This is a genomic window from Arthrobacter senegalensis (genome assembly GCF_059091765.1).
In genome coordinates, this window is sequence record NZ_JBNHGZ010000001.1 from 1,135,110 (window position 1) to 1,157,124 (window position 22,015).

19 protein-coding genes are annotated in these 22,015 nt (G+C 69.3%); 13 read left to right on the forward strand and 6 right to left on the reverse strand.

Going from position 1 to position 22,015, the window contains the following annotated elements; translation table 11 throughout:
• Positions 1–95: 95 nt before the first annotated feature.
• From AC5RVG_RS05340 to AC5RVG_RS05355, 4 genes are all read left to right on the forward strand, one after another.
• Positions 96–479, forward strand: a complete 384-nt coding sequence (locus tag AC5RVG_RS05340; protein WP_494000818.1) for an RNA-binding S4 domain-containing protein — start codon at positions 96–98, stop codon at positions 477–479.
• Between the two features lie 332 nt (positions 480–811).
• Complete coding sequence (locus AC5RVG_RS05345) at positions 812–2,218, forward strand: NAD-dependent succinate-semialdehyde dehydrogenase (protein WP_494012965.1); 1,407 nt, start codon at positions 812–814, stop codon at positions 2,216–2,218.
• Between the two features lie 429 nt (positions 2,219–2,647).
• On the forward strand, positions 2,648–3,646 hold the full coding sequence (locus AC5RVG_RS05350; RefSeq protein WP_494012966.1) for a fatty acid desaturase family protein: 999 nt from the start codon (positions 2,648–2,650) through the stop codon (positions 3,644–3,646).
• Between the two features lie 91 nt (positions 3,647–3,737).
• Positions 3,738–4,802, forward strand: coding sequence for an ATP-dependent DNA ligase (locus tag AC5RVG_RS05355; RefSeq protein ID WP_494012967.1), 1,065 nt, complete (start codon positions 3,738–3,740; stop codon positions 4,800–4,802).
• Between the two features lie 82 nt (positions 4,803–4,884).
• Here the strand turns inward: AC5RVG_RS05355 and AC5RVG_RS05360 are convergent, their stop codons facing one another.
• Positions 4,885–5,910 carry an LLM class flavin-dependent oxidoreductase gene (locus AC5RVG_RS05360; RefSeq protein WP_494012968.1) on the reverse strand — a complete coding sequence of 342 codons (1,026 nt, stop codon included), beginning with the start codon at positions 5,908–5,910 and terminating at the stop codon, positions 4,885–4,887.
• Positions 5,911–5,945: 35 nt separating this feature from the next.
• A complete protein-coding gene (locus AC5RVG_RS05365; protein WP_494012969.1) occupies positions 5,946–6,992 on the reverse strand; it encodes an NAD(P)-dependent alcohol dehydrogenase in 1,047 nt (348 codons plus the stop codon).
• Between the two features lie 178 nt (positions 6,993–7,170).
• Here AC5RVG_RS05365 and AC5RVG_RS05370 point away from each other — a divergent pair, with 178 nt between their 5' ends.
• The gene (locus AC5RVG_RS05370) at positions 7,171–7,647 is read left to right on the forward strand and encodes an SRPBCC family protein (RefSeq protein WP_494012970.1); all 477 of its coding nucleotides are present in this window, start codon (positions 7,171–7,173) and stop codon (positions 7,645–7,647) included.
• 533 nt (positions 7,648–8,180) lie between these two features.
• Entirely contained in the window at positions 8,181–8,582 is a 402-nt protein-coding gene (locus AC5RVG_RS05375) for a VOC family protein (RefSeq protein ID WP_494012971.1), read from the forward strand.
• A 51-nt stretch (positions 8,583–8,633) separates the two neighbouring features.
• Here the strand turns inward: AC5RVG_RS05375 and AC5RVG_RS05380 are convergent, their stop codons facing one another.
• Genes AC5RVG_RS05380 through AC5RVG_RS05390 form a run of 3 tightly spaced genes read right to left on the reverse strand, consistent with a single transcriptional unit; the run spans position 8,634 to position 11,642 of the window.
• On the reverse strand, positions 8,634–9,587 hold the full coding sequence (locus AC5RVG_RS05380; RefSeq protein WP_494012972.1) for an ABC transporter permease: 954 nt from the start codon (positions 9,585–9,587) through the stop codon (positions 8,634–8,636).
• Positions 9,577–10,542, reverse strand: coding sequence for an ABC transporter ATP-binding protein (locus tag AC5RVG_RS05385; protein WP_494012973.1), 966 nt, complete (start codon positions 10,540–10,542; stop codon positions 9,577–9,579). The genes AC5RVG_RS05380 and AC5RVG_RS05385 overlap by 11 nt, the downstream gene beginning before the upstream one ends.
• The gene (locus tag AC5RVG_RS05390; RefSeq protein WP_494012974.1) at positions 10,539–11,642 is read right to left on the reverse strand and encodes a LolA family protein; all 1,104 of its coding nucleotides are present in this window, start codon (positions 11,640–11,642) and stop codon (positions 10,539–10,541) included. Before AC5RVG_RS05390 ends, AC5RVG_RS05385 begins: the two co-directional genes overlap by 4 nt.
• A gap of 543 nt (positions 11,643–12,185) precedes the next feature.
• Here AC5RVG_RS05390 and AC5RVG_RS05395 point away from each other — a divergent pair.
• Positions 12,186–13,328: an acyl-CoA dehydrogenase family protein gene (locus AC5RVG_RS05395; RefSeq protein WP_494013013.1), complete on the forward strand. Its 1,143-nt coding sequence runs from the start codon at positions 12,186–12,188 to the stop codon at positions 13,326–13,328.
• Positions 13,329–13,483: 155 nt separating this feature from the next.
• Here AC5RVG_RS05395 and hrpB read toward each other — a convergent pair whose 3' ends face one another.
• Positions 13,484–16,114, reverse strand: coding sequence for an ATP-dependent helicase HrpB (hrpB, locus tag AC5RVG_RS05400; protein WP_494013014.1), 2,631 nt, complete (start codon positions 16,112–16,114; stop codon positions 13,484–13,486).
• A gap of 244 nt (positions 16,115–16,358) precedes the next feature.
• Between hrpB and AC5RVG_RS05405 the strand changes: the two genes are divergently transcribed.
• The 6 genes from AC5RVG_RS05405 to AC5RVG_RS05430 all read left to right on the forward strand — a co-directional run bounded on the left by AC5RVG_RS05405 (position 16,359) and on the right by AC5RVG_RS05430 (position 21,965).
• Positions 16,359–16,775 carry a ChaB family protein gene (locus tag AC5RVG_RS05405; protein WP_494013015.1) on the forward strand — a complete coding sequence of 139 codons (417 nt, stop codon included), beginning with the start codon at positions 16,359–16,361 and terminating at the stop codon, positions 16,773–16,775.
• A gap of 77 nt (positions 16,776–16,852) precedes the next feature.
• Complete coding sequence (locus AC5RVG_RS05410; RefSeq protein ID WP_494000829.1) at positions 16,853–17,428, forward strand: NADPH-dependent F420 reductase; 576 nt, start codon at positions 16,853–16,855, stop codon at positions 17,426–17,428.
• A 135-nt stretch (positions 17,429–17,563) separates the two neighbouring features.
• Positions 17,564–18,499 (forward strand): transposase, encoded by a 936-nt coding sequence (locus tag AC5RVG_RS05415; RefSeq protein WP_494012975.1) that lies wholly within the window; start codon positions 17,564–17,566, stop codon positions 18,497–18,499.
• A gap of 129 nt (positions 18,500–18,628) precedes the next feature.
• Positions 18,629–19,234, forward strand: a complete 606-nt coding sequence (locus AC5RVG_RS05420) for an isochorismatase family protein (protein ID WP_494012976.1) — start codon at positions 18,629–18,631, stop codon at positions 19,232–19,234.
• A gap of 87 nt (positions 19,235–19,321) precedes the next feature.
• Positions 19,322–20,437 carry an NAD(P)-dependent alcohol dehydrogenase gene (locus AC5RVG_RS05425; protein WP_494000832.1) on the forward strand — a complete coding sequence of 372 codons (1,116 nt, stop codon included), beginning with the start codon at positions 19,322–19,324 and terminating at the stop codon, positions 20,435–20,437.
• Positions 20,438–20,507: 70 nt separating this feature from the next.
• Positions 20,508–21,965, forward strand: a complete 1,458-nt coding sequence (locus AC5RVG_RS05430) for a benzaldehyde dehydrogenase (RefSeq protein ID WP_494012977.1) — start codon at positions 20,508–20,510, stop codon at positions 21,963–21,965.
• Positions 21,966–22,015 lie beyond the last annotated feature (50 nt).

The following is a 22,015-nucleotide window of genomic DNA, read 5'->3' on the forward strand; positions in this document are numbered from 1 at the left end:
AGTGAAAGGAAACACCGCCCAAGGGCCGGGGCGCGGCGACGGCGCAATCGGACCGCCGCGGGATGCCGCCGCGGCGACGCTAGACTCGGAGTGGCATGAACACTTCCGCCAATACCCCGAGCTCGGTGCGCGTCGATGCGTGGCTGTGGGCCATCCGCGCCTACAAGACCCGTTCCGCGGCCACCGCCGCCTGCCGTGCCGGACACGTCCGGCTTAACGGCAACCCGGTCAAGGCCTCCCAGCCGGTGGTCCCGGGCGACACCCTGCGGGTGCGGCAGCCCGGCTACGAACGGATCCTGGAAGTGCGCCGGCTGATCGCCAAGCGGGTGGGAGCCGAGGCGGCCTCGCACTGCTTCACGGACCACACGCCGCCGCGCCCGGCGATGCCCTCGCTCGGAATCCCGCAGCGCGACCGGGGTGCCGGCCGGCCAACCAAGAAGGACCGGCGGGAGATGGACAGGCTGCGCGGCCCCCGCTAGGAACGGGAGCGCGGAAGCAGTTCGGTGGTTTCTTGGAACGGGAGCCCGGCGGCGCTTCGGCGGCCGCTGGGAACGGGAGCCCGGAAGCCGTTCGGCGGCCGCTCAGGACGGGAGCCCGGAAGCCGTTCGGCGGCCGCTCAGGACGGCCGGATGGCCCGATGCTGCACCGATCGGCCCGCGCTGCCCGTCAATTCACGCCGCGCCGGGCTTCTTACTTCCATGCCGTGAGCGTAACTCACTTCACATAACCGGCCGGACGGTACAAGATGGAAACCGGAGACGGCCGCGCCGCCGTCCCGCTGCTATGTCATTATCTGAAGGAGATCAGGGCTGTGACCACCACTTCCCACGCCGCTTCATCCACCCAGCCGGGCTACCGGGTCCAAAACCCGTCCACCGGCGAGGTGGTCGAGGAATTCCCCACTGCCACCGACGCCGAGGTCAAGGACGCCCTCGCCAGGTCCCAGGCTGCCTACACAGCGTGGAAGGCCACGCCGATCACGGACCGTGCCAAGGTGGTGTCCCGCATTGCGGAACTGTTCACCGAGCGGGCCGACGAGCTCGCCGCGATCATCACCGAGGAAATGGGCAAGCCCCTGTCCGAGTCCAAGGGCGAGGCCGAGTTCTGCACCGACATTTTCAGCTACTTCGCTACTGAAGGCCCCGACCTGGTGGCGGACCAGGAAATCAAGGCCATCGGCGGCGGCCGCGCCATGATCCAGAAGCTGCCGGTCGGCCCGCTGCTGGGCATTATGCCGTGGAACTACCCCTACTACCAGGTGGCCCGCTTCGCCGCGCCGAACCTGATGCTGGGCAACACCATCATCCTCAAGCACGCCGAGACCTGCCCTCGCTCCGCCCTGGCCATCCAGAAAATCATGGACGACGCCGGCGTGCCCGACGGCGTCTACATCAACCTCTTCGCCAGCCACGAGCAGATCGCGGACATCATTGCCGACCCGCGCGTGCAGGGTGTCTCGCTGACCGGCTCCGAGCGGGCCGGCGCCATCATCGGCGAGCTCGCCGGCAAGAACCTGAAGAAGGCCGTCTTGGAACTGGGCGGCTCCGATCCCTACGTGCTGCTGGACACCGACGACGTCAAGGCCGCGGCCGAGCAGGCGTGGGCCACCCGCATCGAGAACACCGGCCAGGCCTGCAACTCCAACAAGCGCATGATCGTCATGGAGGACATCTACGACGACTTCGTGGCCGAGCTGACCAACCTGGCGAAGGACCTCAAGCCCGGCGACCCGGCCGAAGAGGCCGAGGGAACCTACGCCCCGCTTTCCTCCCGGGCGGCGGCCGAAGGACTGCACGAGCAGCTCAAGGACGCCGTCAACAAGGGTGCCACGCTGCACGCCGGCGGCACCCTGCACGATGGCCCCGGCGCCTACCTGGCCCCGGCTGTTCTGACCGGCGTCACTCCGGAGATGCGAGCCTACCGCGAAGAGCTGTTCGGCCCGGTGGCCGTGGTCTACAAGGTCAGCAGCGACGAGGAAGCCCTGGAACTGGCCAACGACACCGACTACGGGCTGGGCGGCGTCGTCTTCTCCAAGGACGAGGAGCGCGCCCGCAAGATTGCCCAGCAGCTGGAGGTGGGCATGGCCAACGTCAACGGCGTCGGTGAAGGCGCCGACATCCCGTTCGGCGGCGTGAAGCGCTCCGGCTTCGGCCGCGAGCTTGGCCCGCTGGGCATGGACGAATTCGTCAACAAGCGCCTGTTCTACATCGCCGACTAACCGGTCCGGCATCGACTGATCAGCAGGCGCCCTTCCCGCTCGCGGGAAGGGCGCCTGCTGATCTTTGCTTTCTGAGACGGCCAGGGTTTGGAATGGCGGCGTGCAACAGCGCTTTAAGGGTGCCGTCGCAGTCCGCCCGCGAGGCTCGCTGGCGTCCTCGCAGCCTGCGAATTTGGCCCGGATGATGGCCGGGACGCCTCCTACCGATGACAGATTCGCGCGGCGTCGGTACATTCACAAGACTGGTGCTGAAGCTTGACGGCCGGCTGCACCGATTGTATTTACCCGCCGGACGCAAGGCATGTCATGGACTTTCAGCCCGAGCCGCAGACCAATACGGCTCCCCAGCCCGACTCCGCCCGCGAACCGGATCGCCCGACCCGTGCACCAAACAGTATTGCTGGCGGGTACCTGGCACTCATGGCCCGCATGAAATCCGCCGGTCTGCTGACCCGCCGCAGGGGCTACTACAACACCCTCTTCGCGGTGCTCATGATGCTGCTGGCCGCGGCGTGGACAGGGTTTTCGTTGCTCGGGAGCAGTTGGTTCCAACTGCTGATCGCGGCCGGGATGGGGATACTGTTCACCCAATTCGCCTTCCTGGCGCACGAAGCGGCCCATTGGCAGGTATTCAAATCCAAGCGGGTCAACGAATGGGCTGCCCGGCTGGTTGGCACCTGCCTGGTGGGCATCAGCTACGCCATGTGGATGCGCAAACACACCAAGCACCACGGGTTTCCCAACACCGTGGACAAGGACCCGGACATCAGGACCGGGTCCATCGCCTTCCACCCGGACGCTGCGGCCGGGCGCCGCGGCGCGATGGTCCGTGTCACCCGGCTCCAGGGCTACCTGCTGTTCCCGCTGCTGCCCTTCCTGGGCTTCAGCCTGTACGCGGATTCTTTCAAGTACCTGGTCCGGCAGGCCAAGGTGGAGCACCGCTGGCTGGAGCTGGGCATCCTCGCGGCCCGCGCCGCCGTGCTGCTCACCGTGGTCTTCTGGCTTCTGCCCTTGGGGCAGGCGTTCGCGTTCATCGGCGTGCAGATGGCGGTCTTCGGCTTCTACATGGGCGCGTCGTTTGCCCCGAACCACAAAGGCATGCCGATCTATTCGAAATCCAGCCGGCCGGACTTCGTCACCCGACAGGTGACGGCCTCCCGCAACATCCGCGGCGGCTGGATGATGGACCTGCTGATGGGCGGTCTGAACCGCCAGGTCGAACACCACCTGTTCCCCGACATGCCCCGTCCCTGCCTGAGCAAGGCGGCGCCGATGGTCCGCCAATACTGCCGCGAGCACTCGATCCCGTACACGGAGACCAGCGTGCTGGCCTCCTATGCGGCGATAGTCCGCTACCTGGGCGCCGTCGGAATAGCCGCCTCCGATCCCTTCCACTGTCCGGTGGCGGATATCTACCGCCGGGTCTGAGCCCGCGCGGGCCCGGATTCCTTGCGCCCGGGGCGTCCTCCCTGTCTGCGCTGGCATGGACACCGGCTGGGCCAGCACAGAGAATGGGCGCATGGACCTGCCCGTGATGCCACCCGTTCCGCCCATGCTGGCCAAAAGCGTGGCCAAGATCCCCGACGGCGGAATGACGTACGAGCCGAAATGGGACGGCTTTCGGTCAATCATCTTCCGCGATGGCGACGAGGTGGAGATCGGCAGCCGGAACGAGAAGCCCATGACTCGCTACTTCCCCGAACTGGTGGACGCGTTCCGTGAGCAGCTGCCCGAGCGCTGCGTCGTGGACGGGGAGATCATCCTGGTGGGCAAAGGCGGCGACAGGCTCGACTTCGAGATGCTGCAGCAGCGCATCCATCCGGCGGCCAGCCGGGTCAAGCTCCTCTCGGTGCAGACTCCCGCCCGGTTCGTGGCCTTCGACCTGCTCGCCCTCGGCGACGACGATCTGACCTCGCGCCCCTTCGAGGAACGGCGGGCCGCGCTGGAGAAGGCGCTCTCCGCCGTCGTCAATCCCATCCATCTGACCCGGGCCACCACCGACCCGGTGGTGGCCGAGCGGTGGTTCGGAGAGTTCGAGGGGGCCGGGCTGGACGGCGTGGTGGCCAAGCCCTTGGACGGAAAGTATCAGCCGGACAAGCGGAGCATGTTCAAGATCAAGCACGAGCGCACTGCCGACTGCGTGGTCGCGGGCTACCGCGTGCATAAGAGCGGGCCGGGCCTGGTGGGCTCGCTGCTGCTGGGCCTGTACAACGACGGCGGAACCCTGGTGCACGTGGGCGTGGCCGGGGCGTTCAGCATGAAACGCCGCAAGGAACTGTTTGAGGAGCTGCAGCCGCTGATTGCCGATTCGGACGGCCATCCCTGGAACCGGGAACAGCACGAGGCCGGCGAGCGCACACCCCTGACCACGGAGGGCAGCCGCTGGAGCGGCGGCAAGGACCTGTCCTTCGTGCCGCTGCGGCCGGAAAGGGTGCTGGAGGTCAAGTACGACCACATGGAGGGCGAGCGCTTCCGGCACACCGCGCAGTTTGTCCGCTGGCGGCCGGACCGCGATCCGGAGTCGTGCACCTACGGGCAACTGGACGAGCCGGTTTCCTACGACCTGAACGACGTGCTGCTGTAGCGCGCCGGGCCGGGACTCAGTCCCAGCGGCCCGCCGCCGCCGGCCAGCCACCCCGGCGACGAGCCGACGGCGGCCTGGTTTCTCAGCGCCAGCCGGCGGCCGGTGCCACCTGCTGCACGATGTTGCCCAGCATCTTCACGTTGTACTCCACGCCCAAGTAGTTCGGCACCGTCAGCAGCACGGTGTCCGCGGCCTGCACCGCCTGGTCCCGGACCAACTCGGCGCCGATTTTGTCCGGATCCCCGATGTAGCTCCTGCCGAACCGCGAGCGCGTACCGTCGAGCATGCCGACCTGGTCGTGCTGGTCGGCCTGGCCGCGGAGCCCGAAGTAGCGCTGGTCTTCGTCGTCGACAATCGGCATCACGCTGCGACTGACCGACACCCGCGGAACATGCGCGTGGCCGGCCTTCTGCCAAGCCTCGCGGAACAGGTGGATCTGCTCGGCCTGCAGTTGGTCGAAGGGCACGCCGGTGTCCTCGATCAGCAGGGTGCTGCTCATCAGGTTCATGCCCTGCTCCGCGGTCCACACGGCGGTGGCGCGGGAGCCCGCACCCCACCAGATCCGCTCCGGCAGCCCCGGGGACGTGGGCTCCACGGGAAGCATGCCGGCATGCCTGCCCTGGAGGTGGTTCGGGTCGGCGGGGACCATGCCCGCACCCGTGATGGCCCGGCGGAACACCGCGGTATGGCGCCGGGCCATGTCCGCATCGGTCTCGCCCTCGGCCGGCCGGTACCCGAAGGCCGCCGCACCGTTCAGCGCCGGCTCGGGTGACCCGCGGCTGATCCCCAGTTGCAGCCGCCCGCCGCTGATCAGGTCCGTGGCCGCCGCCTCTTCGGCCATGTAGAGCGGGTTTTCATAGCGCATGTCGATCACGCCGGTGCCGATCTCGATCCGGTTGGTCCTCGCGGCGATCGCTGCCAGCAGCGGAAACGGCGAGGACTGCTGCCGCGCGAAGTGGTGCACGCGGAAATACGCGCCGTCCACCCCAACTTCCTCGGCCGCAACCGCGAGCTCGATGCTCTGCAGCAGCCCTTCAGCGGCGGTGGGAACCGGCGAGCCGACGGCGGGGCTCCAATGGCCGAAGGACAGGAAACCGATGCGCTTCATATCCGCCACAACCCCGCCGCCGGCACTTCAATTCCCTAGCTCCCGTGCGGAACCACCACGGCTCGGCCGCTGAGCTCGCCGGCCTGCAGCTTGCGGTAGGCCTCCAGCGCATCGTCCATGCTGTAGCGCTCGATCTCGGGAACGATCTGTCCGGCCTTGTACATGTCCACCACCTCGTGCAGGTCCTCGATGGTGCCCCAGTAGGTGTTCGTGATGACGGACTCGTACGGGTTAGTGAAGAAGCTCCACTCCAGCGTGCCGCCGGCGATCCCCACCACCGTCATCCTGGACAGCCGGGCCATGGAAGCGGCGGCGGTCTTGACGGTCGGGCCCACGCCCACGAAGTCGAACGCGGCATCGACGCCCCGGCCGCCGGTGATGTCACGGATCCGCTCGGCCTGCCCCTCGCCGCCGGAAACGGTCACGGCGCCGGCCTCTTCGGCCTTGCGCATCGCTTCTTCCTTCATGTCGGTGGCGATGACGGTGGCGCCGGTCAGCGCCCTGAGGATCTGCACGGCGATCTGGCCCAGGCCGCCCAGCCCGATGACCAACGCGTACTTGCCGCCGCCGGCCAGGTGCGGCAGCGACTGCTTGATGGCGTGGTACGGAGTCAGCGCAGCGTCGGCCAGCGGCGCCGCGGCCACCGGATCGGCGTCGCCGAGCGGCACCAGGTTCCGCGCCGGCACGGTGACGTACTCGGCCATCCCGCCGTCGCGCCCCAGTCCCACGCCGAGGTAGGGCATCTTGGCCGCGTTCTCGCAGTAAGTGTCCTGGCCGCGCGAACACGCCTTGCAGTGCCCGCAGCCAATCGGCCCATAGACCAGATAGGCATCGCCGACGTTGAAGCCTTCCACGCCCTCCCCGAGCTCTTCGACCCACCCGGAGTTTTCGTGGCCGAGCGTAAACGGCGGCGGCACCGCCCCCGGGCCGCCGGCCTCGAAGTCGTTGTAGATGGCGACATCGGAGTGGCAGGCTCCGGCGCCGGCGACCTTCAGCAGCACCTCCCCGGCCCGCGGCTTCGGCCGCTCCACGTCCTTGATGGTGGGAAAAGTCTTGAAGTCCTCGAACACTACAGCGCGCATGATTCACTCCTGCCGGTTGACTCTGCGATAGCTACACACGCCACCCTACGCACCGCGGAAAATGGTCAGCAAGCTGTCTATCGAGTTGTCACGTTTCACCAGTCTGTGTAGCGTAGGCCACGAGGCCACCTCGAGGGGCGCACCAGCGGCCCTGGCCCGATTCCAAAGGAGGCAACTGATGCAAACCGTGGAAGAAACCATTGATGTAGCCGTTCCGGTCCGCACAGCGTACGACCAGTGGACGCAGTTCGAATCCTTTCCGAACTTCATGTCCGGCGTTGAGTCCGTGACCCAGCTGACCGACACCACCAACCACTGGAAGACCAAGGTCGGCGGCGTGGAGCGCGAGTTCGACACCGAGATCGTGGAGCAGCAGCCGGACGAGCGCATCGCCTGGCGCAGCGTCGACGGCAAGTCCCACGCCGGCGTCGTGACGTTTAGCCCCCTCGGCGCGGACAGCACCAAGGTCTCGGTGCGCTTCGAGTGGGATCCCGAAACCTTCACCGAGAAGGTCGGCGCCGCCCTGAATATCGACGACAAGCAAGTGAAGTCGGACATGCGCAAGTTCAAGGAGTTCATCGAAACCCGCGGCGCCGAAACCGGCGCCTGGCGCGGAGAAGTGAACGACAGCGGCCCCATCGGCACGCAGCTCTAAACTTCCAAAACCACAAGCACGACGGCGGTGGGCCGGCTCTCGGAGCCGGCCCACCGCCGTCGTTTGCTCGCCCACCTGACAGCGCTGTCGCAGCAGCCGGCCCTTCCAAGCCAACAAATTTTTCCGGATTCTCCCCCATTTTCTGGTTATCCGGTTTACTCTAGGCCGCAGGGGATTAACTGAGCGGCGATGGGGGCCAATCATGCGGAAAAATCAGGAACGGCCGGAAGCCAATCCAGTAGCCGACATGGAGCGGATGGGACCTAAGCCCGTCCACGGGTCCGGGGACAGCACGGGGATGCCGAATCTGGCAGCGGCTCAGATACCCGGCCCCGGAACAGGGCACATTGTGGCCGGCGAGGATCGGCGTCTTCCGGATGATGCTGCCGATCCGCTGGAAAAGGAAGGCCACCTCAGCCGACCGCGCCGCACCCGCGGCTGGCTTCCCTGGAGCCGTGGAACCGGCCGCCACCGCCTCGCTTGATCAGCGCTCGCACCACCATCAGCATCCGCGTCCAGCGAAGGAGCCCGCCATGGCCCGTCCCGTGCACTTTGAAATCCAGGCAGAAGACCTGGAACGAGCCAAAAACTTCTACGCGACCGTGTTCGGCTGGACGTTCGAGGACTATTCACAGGTCACCGGCACTCCCTACTACGGCGTCGTGACCGGCCCGGAGGACCAGCCCGGCATCAACGGCGGCCTCATGCAGCGCCCCGCCCCGACCCCGGACAGCGGCCAGGGCACCAACGCCTGGGTGGTCACCATGGAGGTGGACGACTACGACGCCACCGAACGGAAGATCCTGGCGGCCGGCGGCCAAACCGCCCTGCCGAAGTACGCACTGCCGGGAATGGCGTGGCAGGGCTACTACCTGGACACCGAAAACAACACCATCGGCATCCATCAGCCCGACGAACAGGCCGGGATGTCGTAACAACTTCAAGCGGCGGCGGACAGCCACAGTCCATCTCCGGCGGCGATCGTCTTAGGACAGCACGTCCTTGGTGGTGAAGCGGCCGTAGGCGAGGGCGCAGGAAACGGCGATGTAGCCGCCCTGCAGGACGGCGTTGGCGCCGAAGGCGTCCCAGGAGATGGGCTGGCGCAGCAGGTCGGCGAAGCTCAGCCAGTGGTGCGTGAACAGCCACGGGTGCAACCACTCCAACTGCGGCAGCGCGCCGACAATCTGGGTGACGACGGCCAGCACTGCCGTCGCCGCCATGGCGCCGACGGGGACCTCGGTGAGAGTGGAGATAAAGAGCCCGATGGCCGCCAGCCCAGCCAGCGACACGGCAACGTAGGCGGCCACCAGCAGCAGCCGAGCCAGAGACTCGCCGACGCCGATCGTGTCGCCGGACAGCAGCGTCACCGGCCCGACGCCGAAGAGCAGGCCGCCGATCAGCGCGCCGGTGACCGCGATGGCGAGCGCCGCCGCCATGCAGAAGACCACCGCCGCACCGTACTTGACGGCCAGCAGCCGCAGCCGGCCGGCCGGGGCGCTGAGCAGGTAGCGCAGCGTGCCGTGGCCCGCCTCGCCGGCGATCGTGTCCCCGGAAACGACGCTGACGGTCAGCGGCAGGAACAACGGGATGGACACCACCAGCCCGGTCAGCGCCACGAACAACCCGTTGTCCGTGATCCGGTTGAGGAACGGTGGACCGCCGCCGGGCCCTCCCTCGTCCGCGGCGAACCGGACCACCACCGCGATGAGCGTCGGTACGGCGGCCAGGGCCAGCAGCATGGCCCACGTCCGGCCACGTCGGAACAGCACGCTGAGCTCGGAACCGAAGAAGGCCCATCCGGCGGACTTCCCGTTTTCCCGTCCCTGGGCCGAAGCGGCCGCCGAAGCGCCGGGATTTTCCTCGTCGGCGGCCTCGACTTCCACGATTTCCGGCCCCGGCCGGCGGTCGCCACCCCTGCTCGGCCGCTGCTCACTGGACAACGTCGAATCCCTCCCCCGTCAGCTCCACGTACCGGTCCTCGAGGCTGCTTGCCTCCACGGCAAACCCGCGGATCCGGACGCCGTCCGCCACGAGGGCGGCGGCGATGTGCTCAGGCAACAGACCGCCCTGGTCCATCGGGGCGTTCACGTGTCCGTCGAGTGCGGTGCTCGGGACCTCGGGTTCCAGGCCCAACCGGCGCAGCACGCCGCGCGCGGCTTCGATGTCGGGCGTCTGGACGCTCACATGCGTGAGCCCCGCCCGGCGCACCTCGTCCAGGGCCCCCTGCGCCACCAGCCGGCCGGCGCGCATGACGGCCGCGTGCGTGCAAATCTGCTCCACCTCGGAGAGCAGGTGGCTGGAGACGAATACCGTGGTGCCCTCCCCCGCCAGCGAACGGACCAGGCTGCGGACTTCGCGGGTGCCCTGCGGGTCGAGCCCGTTGGTGGGTTCGTCCAGCACCAGGAGCTGGCGCGGCATCATCAGGGCGTTGGCGATGCCCAGCCGCTGCTTCATGCCCAGCGAGTAGGCGCGCACCTTCTTGTCCGCGGCGTGGGTCAGGCCGACCCGCTCCAGCGCCCTGCCGATCCTCGCCCGCCGGGTCTCTGACGGGGCATGGCGGTCCGCGGTGTCCAGCCGGTGCAGGTTCGCGGCGCCGGACAGGAAGGGGTAGAACGCCGGGCCTTCGATCAGCGCTCCGACCCGCGGAAGCACGTCCCGCAACGACCCGGGCATGTCCTGCCCGAAGATCCGGACGCTCCCGCTGGTGGCGGCGGCCAGCCCGAGCATGACGCGGATGGTGGTGGTTTTTCCCGAGCCGTTGGGGCCCAGGAAGCCGAAGACGGAGCCGTGCGGGACGGCCAGGTCAAGGGAGTCGACGGCGGTTTGCCGGCCGAAGCGTTTGGTCAGTCCGGAGGTCTCGATGACCAGCGCGGCAGGGTTGCCGCTGCCGTTCACCGGGCCTCCGCGGCTGCCTGCAACGACTCGAACGGGACCGACCCGGCCAGAACGCGGCCGTCGTCGGTCAGGTACACGTTGAGCAGGGCGGTGGAGATCAGCCTGCCGCCGTCCACCGCTTCGGTGGCCTGGGCCAGGAAGGGCGAGTCTTCCCAGCCCTCCGGCAGGGCCCCGGCGGGGACTTCCGCCACGGTCTCCCAGCCGGAGCCGTGGAGGGTGACGTCATCCCGCAGCGCGGCAGCGCCGCCGCCGTGCCGGCCATGGCGTCCGGACGGTGACTGCTCTCCGTGCCGCGGCACGGCCTTTTCGCTGACGCTGGCACCGGCCGGCGGGGTGAACTCGAACAGGCCCTGGTCCGGGGTCTCGAGCGTCAGCTTGCTGAAGCCCAGCTGGAACGCCGGATCCTGCTGTCCCCGCGCGTTGACCCTGAGGCTGAGCGGCAGGCCGGTCTCGGCGTCGACGGCGACGGTCACGGATCCCACCAGCGTGGCAGTGCTGTACGGCTCCACCAGCAACTGATAGGCGCTGCGGCCGGCGACCTCGGTGTCGGCGCCGACGGACACCTTCGTTTCCGGGCCGATCTTGGCCAGCAGGTGATCGGCGAGCTGTTCGGGGGTGTAGGCGCCGCCCGGACGGGACGCACCGCCGTCGTGATTCTTGCCCGCGTCCGCGCAGGCCGGCAGCGTCAGGTGGACCGCCTCGTTCTCCTTGGAGCTGTAGACCCAGGCATCGGTGCCGTTGCGGATCACGTCGCGCTCCGCAAAGCGGTCGAAGAGCTGCAGCCGGGCCTGGTCCGGCCCGTCCAGGTAGACGCGCGCGGTGCGGGAACCGGTCAACAGTTCCAGCGCCTCGGCCACCTGTCCGCCCTCGTCCGCAGGCAGGTCCTCGGGAAGTTCCGGCAGCCCCAGCGCGGAGTCCTGTTCCAACGTGCCGGAGAGCTCTCGGACGTCGCTATCCGCCACGAATTCCAGCAGCTGCTGCGGGGTCTTGTCCGGCAGATCGGTTGCGGCGTTGGCCTGCAGGGAACCGGTGAGTACTCCGCCGGCAATGACTGCGGGCACGACGGCGGCGGGCAGCCAGCGCTTCCACGTCCGGTCCATGGCACATCACCTTTTCTGCTGCTGCAGGACTCGCTTCCCAGCCTACGCTTCCCGCCTCGCCGGGTCACCAGTCACAGCAAAGCCGGCACTGGTGCCTGTGCCGACAGCCGCGCCGGCGCGAGGCTTCAGAGCGGCCGACGCAGGGTGCCTGCACTCCGCCGCGAGGCTCCAGAGCGGCCGACACAGTGTGCCGGCATTCCGCGCCAAGCTCCAGAGCGGCCGAAAGTCGACACAGGCCCGTCGCGGAAGACCGCTCTCGCACAGCTCGGCCGCTCTGGAGGACTGCGGCCGTCGCCGATGTCCAGCGACTGCTCCTGTTGCTCGGCAGTGCGGTCCGACCGGCCGCGACACCGGCCCCCACACCGGCCCCACACCGGCCCGCACACGCGCCGCGGATCATGCTTGTCAGGCCCCTGTTGCCGTGTTGTAGTTGACTCACGCAATGACATGGACGCACCGCAGCGTCCCGGCGAACCCGGCTTGGCTGCGGCAATCCAGGCGCCGGTCCGACACCCAGGCCGGTAGCCGGAGGGGTGAGTGGCGATGGTTGTGCAACGGTTGTTGCCGACGGAGGAAGCGCAGGACCTGATCGAGCTGGTCCGCGACATCGCGGACCGCGAGCTGCTGCCGCAGGCGGCCGAGGCCGAGGCAGCCGAACGCTTCCCGCGCGAGGTTTTCCGGATGCTGGGGGAAACCGGGCTGCTCAGCCTGCCGTACCCGGAGGAGTTTGGCGGCGGCGGCCAGCCGGCCGAGGTCTACCTGCAGGTTCTGGAGGAACTCGGCGCCGCCTGGGGCAGCGTGGCGGTGGGCGTCAGCGTCCATGCCCTCTCCTGCTTCCCGCTGGTGCATTTCGGCAGCGATGCGCAGCGCAAGACCTGGCTGCCGGACATGCTCTCGGGCGACACGCTGGGTGCTTACTGCCTCTCCGAGTCGCACGCGGGCTCCAACCCGGCGGCGATGCGCACCCGCGCCGTCCGGAAGGGCGATGGCTACGTGATCCGCGGTGCGAAGGCCTGGACCACGCACGCCGGCGAGGCCGATTTCTACACGGTGATGGCCAGGACGTCCGACGATCCCCGGCACGGGATCTCCTGCTTCCTGGTTCCGGCCGACGCCAAAGGACTGAGCGCGGCGCCGCCCGAGCACAAGATGGGGCTGACGGCCTCGACCACGGCGACGATGCACTTTGACGACGTGTACGTCCCGGCCAACCGCCTGATCGGCGAGGAAGGCCAGGGCCTGGCGATCGCGTTCGCGGCGCTGGACTCGGGCAGGCTGGGCATTGCGGCGGTGGCCGCCGGGCTGGCCCAGGCCGCGCTGGACCTGGCCGCCTCCTACGCCAACGAGCGCGAGGCCTTCGGCAAGCGGCTGATCGAGCACGAGGGGCTGGCCTTCCTGATCGCCGACATGGCGGTGGAAGTGGAAACCGCGCGCGCCATGTACCTAGCGGCGGCGCGGCTGAAGGACGCCGGCCTTCCCTACGGCCGGGAGGCCTCGATCGCCAAGCTCGTGGCCACCGACAACGCGATGAGCGTGACGACCAACGCCGTGCAGGTGCTCGGCGGGGCCGGCTACACCCGGGACTTCCCGGCCGAGCGGTATATGCGCGAGGCCAAGGTTATGCAGATCTTCGAGGGCACCAACCAGATCCAGCGGCTGCTCATCTCCCGCCACTTCATCCGCTGACTGGGACCGGCCGGAAAAGACCCGCTGACGGCGGCAGCCCGCCCGGCCGGGGCGGCACGCGCCGGACCGTGCCGAACCGCCGGGGCGCGGCACCCGCCGGACCGTGGCCGAACCGCCGGTCCGGCACGCCGGGCCCGGGCGGCACTATCCGGCCGTTACCTCCGGTGCTTGGTCCGCGCGGTGGCCGGTGCGGTCCACGGATCCTCCGGCCACGGGTGCTTCGGGTAGCGGCCGCGCATCTCGGCGCGGACCTGCGCGTAGGGACCGGACCAGAAAGACGCCAGGTCATCGGTGACGGCCAGCGGCCTGCCCGCGGGCGAGAGCAGGTGGAACAGCACGGGGACCCGACCGCCCACCAGCCGGGGCGTGTCCGCCCAACCGAAGCACTCCTGCAGTTTGACCGCCACTACCGGGCGCTCTCCCCCGTCCCGTTCCGGGTAGTCGATCCGCACCCGGGAGCCGCTGGGAACCTCCAGCCGCTCCGGCACGAGCTCATCGAACCTCGCCGCTTCCGGCCAGGGCAGCAGCCGGCGCAGCGGCTCGGCCAGGTCCACTGCGGCGGCCGGCTTCCCGCCGGCCAGTGCCTCCAGTTCCGGCGCCAGCCAATCGGCCAGCCGCCCCAGCAAGGCTGCGTCCGCGACGTCCGGCCAGGGCGCGCCCAGCTCGCGGTGCAGCAGGGCCAGCCGGCGGCGCAGCCCCTTGGCTGCCTCCGACCAGCCAAGGATGCCGAGCCCGCGCTCTCCCAGGGCCCGGGCTACCGCCTCCCGGCCCTCGTCCCGCGACGGCCTGACCGGTGCCGAGGAGAGCACGATGGCGCCAAGCCTGCGTTCCCGGCGGGCCGCGAGTTTGCCCGACTCGAAGCGAGCCTCCACCCGGTCGGTCATCAGATGCCGTGCCGCCGCTGCCGCCGTATCGCCCGCCAACGGGGCGGCGGCGCGGATCACCGCCCCCGTGCCTGCCGCGTCGCGGCCCTGCGCGCGGGACACCTCGGCCACAGCCAGCCACTCGTGCCCGGCCAAGGCACTGCCGGACGGAAGACCGGCCCGGGTTCCGGACGCCAGCAGGTAGGTCTGCCCGGGACCGGGCACGCGGCGGGCAACCCGTTCGGGGAAGGCCAGCGCCACTACGAAGCCGGCATGCTCCGCCGAAACCACCTCACCGGTGGAAGGCACGACGGCGGTGGCCTCCTGCCGTGCGATGCCCTCCAGCCGTTGCGCCTCCTCCCGCCAGCGCCGCGCGGCGGGGTCGCCGCGGCCTGCCGAACGCAGCCGGGACAGCAGCACCGTGAGGTCTGCCCCGGGTGCCCGTTCCTCGCCGGAGACCAAGGCGACCACTTCGGCGGCCACCTGCCGGCCCACCACCGCCGCGCCATCCAGCAGTGCCCGGCCCAGCCGGGGGTCGGCCGGAACCCTGGAGAGGACCCGCCCCACATCGGTGGCCCGCCCGCCGTCGTCAATGGCGCCCAGCTCATGCAGCGTGCGGACGGCATCCGCCATGGCCGGCGCCGGCGGCGCGTCCGGAAGCCGCAGCCCTTCGCCGCCCGGGGCACCCCAGCAGGCCAGCACCAAGGCGGCACCCGTGAGGTCGGCGACGGCGATCTCCGGGGTGGGATGGGCGGGCGCGGCGCCAAAGGTTTTCGGTTCGTAGCAGCGCACCACGGTGCCCGGCCCCTGGCGGGCCGCGCGGCCGGCGCGCTGGTCGGCGGAAGCGCGCGAGGCCGACACCGTCACCAGCCCGGACATGCCGCGGGCGGCGTCCCGGCGGGGTTCGCGCGACAGCCCGGAGTCGACGACCAACCGCACGCCCGGCACGGTGAGCGAGGACTCGGCCAGCGAGGTGGAGACAATGATGCGCGGCGGCCCACCGGGTTCCCGGCCGGAAACGGCGCGGTCCTGCGTGGCCGGATCCGCCTGCCCGTGCAACTCCAGCACCTCGGTGCCGGTGCCGCCACCGCCCGTGCCGCCGCGGACCCTGTCTCGGATCGCCGCGGCCACCTGCTGCACTTCCCAGGCTCCCGGCACGAAGACCAGGGCGTCCACCGAGGGGTCGGCCGCGAGCGCCTCGGCGTGCGCGGCCGCCGCGGTGAACGCGACGTGGTCCAGGAAACCGCGGGCCACTCCCCGCCCGTCCAGCCGCGGCACCGAGGCGGGAGCCCACCGCACGTCCAGGGGATGCAGCGCCGAAGGGCAGTCGACCACCGGGGCCGGCCCTTCGCCGTCGTCCGCGCCGATCAAGGCGGCGAAGCGCGGCGCGTCCAGGGTGGCCGACATCGCCACCAACGTGAGATCCCCGCGCAGCTGGCGGACCTCGCCGAGCATGCCGACCAGCAGGTCGGTCTCCAGGCCGCGCTCATGCACTTCATCCAGGATCACCGCGTCCGTCCCGTCCAGGCCGGGATCGGTGAGCAGCCTGCGCAGCAGGATTCCCGGCGTGACGAATTCGATCAGCGTCTGCGGGCCCGCCCGGCGTTCCCCGCGCACCGTATAGCCGACGCGTTCGCCCAGCCGGCTCCCATCCAGCGCGGCCAGGCGCCTGGCGGCGGAACGGGCGGCGACCCGGCGGGGCTGGGTGACCACGATGCGCGGACGGCCGCCAGCCGCTGCAGCGGCCACGAGGTTGGCGACCAGCGGCGGAACCAGGGTGGTCTTGCCCGTGCCCGGCGGGGCCTGCACGACGGCGGTGCCCGTCCGGGTGCCTACGGTTGCGGGTTCCTCGCCCACAGGGCTGCCCGTCAGGGCTGCGGCCAGGTCGTCCAGTGAATCGGCGAAGACCAGGCCTTCGCCCATCGCGGCCAGGTCGAAAAGGACGTGGCGGTGCGCGGGTTCCTGCGGGATTGGCTGGCTCACCCTTCCATTGTGCCGGTGCCTGTCGCGCCCTCCGGCATCGCCGCCACTCCCGTCGGCAGGCGGCCGTCCCGCCGTCCTTGTTCGCGCTTCCACACCCCGGCGTATCTCCCTTGGCAGCGCCCACGAACTGTGCCACGTTGGAGGTGGAATGGCGAACAATTCTTTCTGGAGGGACGTGGTTCAGATGCCGAAGACGACGAAGAGCGGCAAGCCGAAGCAGACCGAATTGCCCAGCACGCTGCAACGGTCGGGCAAGAAGGCCCAGGAGACGTTCGCGGAAGCCCATGATTCCGCCGCCGAGACGTACGGCGACGAGGAGCGTGCCCACCGCGTGGCCTACAGCGCGCTCAAGCACACGCACGAGAAGGTGGGCGACCACTGGGAACCGAAGGAAAAGAAGGGCCCCTCCGACCCGCAGGCCGAGGGCGGCGCCGGCACCTCTCGGGAAACCAAGGGCGGGGTGGACGCAAACGCCTCCAAGCAGCACCTCTACGATCTGGCCAAGAAGCTCGACGTCCCCGGCCGGTCGAAGATGGACAAGTCAGAGCTCGTCGAGGCGCTGCGCAAGGCCAACGACCGGGAGACCAGGAAGGCCCGGTAGCCGTTGACTGCCTCAGCTCCTGCCGCTAGCGTCTTGGCTGCGTCTTCCAGTATCCATCCGTGATCGAGGAGCACTCCATGGCACACGTCAGCGTTATCGGTACCGGAAACATGGGCCAGGCAATTTCCGGGGTCGTCACCAAGGGCGGCAACACCGTCGAGATGCTCGGCCACTCCGACGAGGACAAGCCGGTCACCGGTGACATCGTCGTGTTGGCCGTGCCCTATCCCGCCCTGGCCGACATCCTCGGCAAGCGCTCCGGGCAGCTGTCCGGCAAGGTGGTCGTCGACATCACCAACCCGGTGAACTTCGAGACCTTCGACTCCCTGACCGTGGCGGCGGACAGCTCCGCGGCCGCGGAACTAGCCGCGGCGCTGCCGGACTCGGCGGTGCTCAAGGCTTTCAACACCACCTTGGCCGCCACGCTGGCTGCCGGGACTGTCGGCGGGCTGACCACCACGGTGCTGGTGGCCGGCGACGACGCAGAGGCCAAGACCATGCTGGCCGAGGTGGTCGCCGCCGCCGGACTCCGTATTATCGACGCCGGTGCCTTGTCCCGGGCTCGGGAACTGGAAGCCATGGGCTTCCTGCAGATCACCCTGGCCGCCAGCGAGAAGATCGCCTGGAGCGGCGGCTTCGGCGTCGTGCCCTGACCTCAGCTGGTGCCGCCGCCATCGCGGCGCGTGGCCCGCGGACAGCTGCCGCCCGGACGGGGTTTGGATCGTCACTGTCCCGCCAGCCGAGCCCGATGACAACCGCGGACGGCCGCTCCTATTAGGCTGGGGCACATGGACCTGGAGAGCGCGGCACGAGAGCTGTACGCGCTGCTTCCCGGCGAATTCACCGCTGCCCGCAACGCTCGGGCCAAGGAGGCAGCCCAGGACGGCCACAAGGAGCTCGCCCGGCAAATCAAAGCGCTGGCAAAGCCGTCGGCCGCGGCCTGGCTGGTCAATCTCCTGAGCCGGCAGCGGAGCGCTGACATCGCGGGAATCGTGGAACTGGGCCACGCCATGAGCGAAGCCCAGGAACAGCTCGATCCGCAACTACTGCGCCGACTGGGTGACCAGCGCCGGGAACTGTTGGCCGCCGTGGCGGCGGAGGGCCGGAAGCTGGCCGATGAGCTCGGGCAAAAGGTGAGTGCCGCGGCGGTCGCCGAGGCGGAGCAGACGCTGCATGCGGCGATGGCGGATGCCGGTGCGGCGGCGGCCGTAACCAGCGGCCTGCTGACCGAGTCGCTGTCGTCGAACGGGATCGACCCGGTGGACCTGGACGGCCGGGTGGCCCTGCCCGGGGCAGGCGCTCCCCCGGATGCTGCTGCCGAGCCGGCGCCACGCCTCCAGCCGAAGCGATCCTCGCGGGACGAACTCGCCGAGCGCCGGGCCGCCAAGGCCGAACGGGCTGCCAAGCAGGAAGCCGAAGAGGCCGAGCGGCGGCGCCGGCAGGCGAGGGCGGCGCTGCACAAGGCGGAGCAGCGCAAGGAAGACGCCGAAGCATCGGAACAGAAGGTGCTGGACAAGCTTGACCAACTGCAGAACCGGCGGGACGAACTCGTGGGCGAGCTCGCCGAACTGAAGCGGCGCATCGAGGACCTGGAACGCGAGGTCGCCTCGACCGATCGCAAGATGGAGGCTGCCGAGGAAGACCTGGTGTCCGCGGCCAAGACCGCGGATCGGACGCGCAAGGCCGCCGCAGCGGCACGGCGGGAGTTGGCCGAGCAGGAATAGTCTTCTCGCGGCAGCCGCCGCAGGGCAGCAAGTCAGCGGGGCAGCGAGACGCGAGGGAACATGTAGCCTAGGTCTCAAGTCCGGCCCGGGCGGAATGCCCGGACCGGCCGGAGCCGACAGGGGGCAAACATGTGGCGCATTGATGCGGCCAGGACCGCACTGCTGATGATCGACATGCAGAACGATTTCGTGCTGGAAGGCGCGCCGATGGAAGTGCCGATGGCACGCCACCGGCTGCCGGAAATGGTGACCGCCGCCGCGGCATGCCGGCAGGCAGGCATCCCGGTCATCTACACCCGCCACGTGCTGCTGGATACATTCGACGTTTCGCCGTTGGAGACCACCTACAACCAGCGGCTGCGGGCGGCCGGGATGCGCCGCGGAACCAGCGGAGTTGAGATCGTCGAGGAACTCAAGCCCGAAGCCGCCGACTACGTGCTGGACAAGCACCGCTACGACGCGTTCCACAACACGCAACTGCAGAGTGTCCTGTCGACCATCCGCGGCTTGAACACGATAGACACGGTGATCATCGCCGGCACGCTGACCGAGGTGTGCTGCGAATCGACCGCGCGCAGTGCCTTCATGAACGACTACAAGGTGGCGTTCCTCTCGGACGCCACCGGGGGCCGGTCGGAGGCTGCCCAGGCCGCCACCCTGGACGCTATCGGCACCTTCTTCGGCCGGGTGATGAGCGCCGCCGACATGGAAGCGGAACTCGGAACGACGGCGTAGGTGCAGCCCGGGGACTTTTCCGTGGTTGTGAAACGTTCGACTAGATGACACGTCAACATAGCCGGCAAGACCGTTAGGAGCATGGCAATGAAGATCAACGCGCTGGTAGTCGAAGAAAAGGATGCCCCGTTTGTCCCCGAGCAGCTGGAGCTGGACGAGCCCGGGCCCGGCGAAGTGCTGGTCAAGGTGGCCGCCGTCGGCCTCTGCCATACGGACTTGATCACCCAGGCCGGAGACATGCCGCTGCCGCTGCCCGGCGTGCTGGGCCATGAAGGCTCCGGCGTCGTGGAGGCCATCGGGGACGGCGTGACCAATGTCGCCGTGGGCGACCACGTCATCATGGGTTGGGCTTACTGCGGCGAATGCAAGAACTGCCTGCGCGGCGAGCACCGGTACTGCCTGCGCCTGGGCGAGGCGCTGGTGAGTGGTGCCCGGTTCAAGGGTCCCGACGCCGGCAAGTCCGCCTACACCCGGGCCGACGGAGGCAAGGTGTCCGGCCATTTCTTCGGCCAGTCGTCCTTCGCCGACTACTCGCTCGCACTGGCGTCGTCGCTGGTGAAGGTGGACAAGGAGATCCCGCTGGAACTGCTCGGGCCGCTGGCCTGCGGCATCACGACGGGTGCCGGCGCGGTGTTCAACACGGCCAAGCCCGAACCCGGCCAGTCGCTGGTCGTATATGGAGCCGGCGCCGTGGGCCTGGCCGCGATCATGGCCGCGAAGAACACGCCCGCGGCCACGATCATCGCCATCGACCTGCACGATTCGCGGCTGGAGCTGGCGCGCGAACTCGGTGCCACCCACACCATCAATTCCGGCAACACCAACGCCCTCGAGGAGATCCAGCGCATCTGCGGCGGCCCGGCCGACTACGTGCTCGAATGCACCGGCAACATCAAGGTGGTTGAAGAAGCCGCGGACGCCGTGGGCATGCTGGGCACGCTGATCCTGATTGGCGGGGCGCCGGCGCAGGCGCGGTTCTCGGTGGACCACCTGCGCACGCTCTGGGGCAAGCGGATCATCGGCACCCTCGGCGGTTCCAGCACCTCCGCCCAGCTGATTCCCGGACTGATCGCCCTGTTCAAGGCCGGACGGTTCCCCTTCGACAAGCTGGTGAAGTACTACGGGTTCGACCAGATCGACACGGCCATAGCCGATTCCACCGCCGGCGGGACCATCAAGGCCGTCTTGAAAGCCGCCGACTGAAAACCCTTCCCTGCCCGGCCGCCCCGCTGCGGCCCGCACAACCATGCAATCAACCCTGAAAGGACGGGATATGTCCCTGCTTGATGCCTCCCTGTGGGAGGGCAAGATCCATGTCAATGGCTGGCGCGACGGCGGTGCCGGCACCGCCACTTCGGTGGAGCCCGCCACCGGCGAGACTTTGGGTCGCTACGGGCTGGCCTCGGTCGAGGACGTGAAGGAAGCGGCAGCAGTAGCTGCCGCTGCCCAAAAGGACTGGGCCGCCCGCAAACCGGAAGAACGCGCCGCCGTGCTGCGCCGCGCCGGCGCGCTGTGGGAGGAACACGCCGAGGAAATCCAGTCCTGGATCGTGCGCGAATCCGGGGGCATCGGCCCCAAGGCCGGCCTGGAAACCCACATCGCCGCCAACGAATGCTACGAAGCCGCGGCGCTGCCCTCGCTGCCGGCCGGCGACGTGCTCACCTCCAACGAGGACCGCTGGTCCTTCGCCCGGCGCCGCCCCGTCGGCGTGGTTTCGGTCATCGCGCCGTTCAACTTCCCGCTGATCCTCTCCATCCGCGCTGTCGCCCCCGCCCTCGCCCTGGGCAACGCGGTGCTGCTCAAGCCCGACCCCCGCACCGCTGTCTGCGGCGGCGTCAGCCTGATGCGCGTCTTCGAAGAAGCCGGCCTGCCCGCCGGGCTGCTCTCCCTGCTGCCCGGCGGCGCCGACATCGGCGCGGCCGTGGTCGAGGCCCCCGAGGTCCGGGTCATCTCCTTCACCGGCTCCACCGCCGCCGGCCGGAAGATTGGCGAGTCCGCCGCCCGGAATCTCAAGCGCGCGCACCTGGAACTCGGCGGCAACAACGCCATGATCGTGCTGCCCGGCGCGGACCTGGCCAAGGCCGCGTCCGCCGCCGCGTTCGGCTCGTTCATGCACCAGGGCCAGATCTGCATGACCACCGGCCGGCACATCGTCCACGAGGACATTTACGAGGACTACGTCGCCGCGCTGGCCGAGAAGGCGAAGAACCTGCCGGTCGGCGACCCCAAGACCGGCACCGTCGCGCTCGGCCCGATCATCGACGAGCACCAGCTCAAGCGCATCGACTCGATCGTTCAGGACGCGGTCGCCGCCGGCGCCCGGCTGGCCGCCGGCGGCACCAACGACGGCCCGTTCTACTCCCCCACCGTGCTCGCCGACCTCGACCCGGCCAACACCGCGTGGAAGGACGAGATCTTCGGCCCGGTCGCCCCGGTGATGAAGTTCTCCACCGTCGACGAAGCCGTGGAACTGGCCAACGCCAACGAGTACGGGCTCTCCCTGTCCATCCTCGGCGACGTGGGCCTGGCCATGCAGATCGCCGACCGCGTCGATTCCGGCAAGGTCCACATCAACGAACAAACCGTCTCCGACGAGGCGAACTCCCCGTTCGGCGGCACGAAGAACTCCGGCAACGGCTCCCGCATCGGCGGCCACCAAGCCAACATGGACTCCTTCACCGAGACCCAATGGCTCACCGTCCGCCCGGACATCGCGCAGTACCCGTTCTGATCCCCTCCAGAGTCCCGCGACGGCGGGCGGCCGGCAACCAGCCGGCCGCC